This window comes from Nitrospira sp. BLG_2, assembly GCF_049222245.1.
This window is the reverse complement of record NZ_JBLYIG010000716.1, coordinates 1-2,175: the sequence shown is the minus strand read 5'-3', so window position 1 is coordinate 2,175 and position 2,175 is coordinate 1. Positions and strand designations below refer to the sequence as shown.

Genomic DNA, 2,175 nt, shown 5'->3' with positions numbered 1-2,175 from the left:
ATAATGACGTGGCAGCGACTTTCACGACGGCATCGTGGGGACCCGGCGTGGGATCAGCCCAATCGGTAAGGGTTAGACCGGGTCCAGCGGTGTGTTTCACGAGAGCTTGCATGCATTCATTGTATACCAGGTTCAACCGCTGAACACCTATCTTTCCGCGAAAGAAACGGGTTGCGCCGAGATCCTGCGATGGGTAGGATGCCTGCACCATGGTCCATCCAGCTGCTACATGTCTGATTGTCGTCGCTGGCTTGTTGAGTGTGATCTCGTATCAAGACCCCGCTCACGCGAACACGCAATCAGCGTCTCTCCCCGTCACGCCTCAGGCTGGTTCTTCTGAGCACCAATGGGCGACGTTCGATTTTTCGAGTTCGAATACCTCCGGAAATGTCCAACTCGGTCAACCACTTGAGCTGTCGATTACGCTCGGCGGAATGCCCCCGGACTCCATGCCGTTTGTGGCCATCTGTGAATCCGCCCAGTTTGAATCGCAGATCGTACCCTTGAAACCTGATCCTAGTTCACCCGTGATGAAAGCAACCACCACCCTTGCGCCCGTCGCGCAAGATCGGCTCTCCCTTGGCCCACACGTTTCTCGACTCCACGTGACCTTCGCCAGATCAACCGAAACGAAATTCGAACGTGTGATGACTCGGATTGTGTATCTCACAATGGGTCACAGCAAGCCCGCTGGTGATGAATACGCATCACTCACAACCAATCAAGACCAACCGAGTGAAAGCGATCTGGCCGCCGGCCAAGCCGAGCCAGTACTTGATGCGATCCCCCTGGGCAGCGATCAGCTGGTGGAGGAAGATCTCCTGCCGTTTCGCTCCGCCCAACCAACACCGGCCTATTGGCACCAAGTCCGTGACCTACTGAACCGGAGTTGGAACCGTGCCACCCTGAGCATGCCACCCTCTTCGTCCCACCAAACCGTGCAGGTGCAATTTCGGCTCTATCCCGGCGGCCAAGCTCAGTTGATGCAGATTGCCGACGGATCGGGCACCTCTGAGATTGATCAAGCCGGCATCCATGCGATCGCTGATGCGCAACCATTCCCACCCTTCCCTGTGGGAGTCGGAAACGAGCCGATCGATATCCACGTGCGATTACAGACCGGCTCAAAAGCCGGAGTACGGGACTTCCGCACCGGCAGCCTCCAGAAGCTTGGACGAACAATCACCGCGCCGAAGAACTGAGACTGCCGCTCAATGGAGGATGTCATGAAGGAATCACGTCGCACAGAGACTCCGCTCAGATCGGGTTGGGCGTCCGGCATGGTGATGGTGACTCTTCTCCTCACACTCTTCCCAATCGGCACTCAAGCGGAAGTGGCTCGCTGGGACATCGATCCGGATCACTCGGCGATTGAGTTTCGCGTCGCGCATATGGTGGTGTCCAAAACGTCGGGTCGGTTCAGGGACTACCGGGGATTCGTCGAGATGGACGCGGACGCGAAGACGCTGAAGTCGATCGAGGCCACGATCAAGGCAGGATCGATCGATACCAATCATGACAAACGCGATGCACATCTGCGCGATGCCGATTTTTTGGATGTCGACCAGTTTCCGACAATGACCTACAAGATGAAGCAGTACCAGAAGCAAGAGGATATCTACACGATCATCGGCGACCTCACCCTGCGTGGCGTGACCAAAGCAGTCACCCTCAGTGGGACGTTCAACGGCATCACCAAAGATCCTTGGGGCAACACGAGGGCCGGATTCAGCGCCGATGGCACGATCAACCGTAAAGATTTCGGCATGGTGTGGAACAAAGTCCTCGATAGCGGCGGACTCGTCGTGGGAGATGAGGTCCACATCCACTTGGACATTGAGTGCATCAAGGCCCGGAAACCCTCGTAGCTTTACCTGGACGGCACCACAGGATAAGCCTGTGATGCGAGGTGATGATCAATGAAGGCGATGGTGCTCGATCACACGTGTGATGTCTCCAACCATCCCTTACACCTTCGAGATCAGCCTTCCCCTACTCCACAGCCCGGTCAGGTCATCGTTAAAATTCACGTCTGCGGAGTCTGCCGCACAGATCTCCATGTGGTGGAAGGGGAACTTCCCGAACCAACATTGCCATTGATCCCAGGCCATCAGGCAGTCGGGACGGTCGTGCAGATCGGCTCCGAGGTCTCAGGGATCAAGGAAGGGGATCGCG

At 56.6% G+C, this 2,175-nt stretch carries 3 protein-coding genes and 1 pseudogene; 3 read left to right on the top strand and 1 reads right to left on the bottom strand.

Annotated features, from left to right (window positions below):
• A pseudogene (locus ACOSYY_RS18815) lies at positions 1–211 on the bottom strand (hypothetical protein); the annotation flags it as partial.
• Here ACOSYY_RS18815 and ACOSYY_RS18810 point away from each other — a divergent pair.
• From ACOSYY_RS18810 to ACOSYY_RS18800, 3 genes are all read left to right on the top strand, one after another.
• Positions 210–1,202: a TonB C-terminal domain-containing protein gene (locus ACOSYY_RS18810; protein WP_421664409.1), complete on the top strand. Its 993-nt coding sequence runs from the start codon at positions 210–212 to the stop codon at positions 1,200–1,202. The pseudogene ACOSYY_RS18815 and the gene ACOSYY_RS18810 sit on opposite strands and share 2 nt — an antisense overlap.
• A 24-nt stretch (positions 1,203–1,226) precedes the next feature.
• Positions 1,227–1,868 (top strand): YceI family protein, encoded by a 642-nt coding sequence (locus ACOSYY_RS18805; RefSeq protein ID WP_421664408.1) that lies wholly within the window; start codon positions 1,227–1,229, stop codon positions 1,866–1,868.
• 51 nt (positions 1,869–1,919) lie between these two features.
• On the top strand, positions 1,920–2,175 hold a 256-nt coding region (locus ACOSYY_RS18800), incomplete at its 3' end, for an alcohol dehydrogenase catalytic domain-containing protein (RefSeq protein WP_421664407.1).

What these genes read in the sequence shown, in the direction of transcription:
- ACOSYY_RS18810 (WP_421664409.1), top strand. Translation starts at nt 210, where the DNA reads ATGGTCCATCCAGCTGCTACATGTCTGATTGTCGTCGCTGGCTTGTTG.
- ACOSYY_RS18805 (WP_421664408.1), top strand. Translation starts at nt 1,227, where the DNA reads ATGAAGGAATCACGTCGCACAGAGACTCCGCTCAGATCGGGTTGGGCG.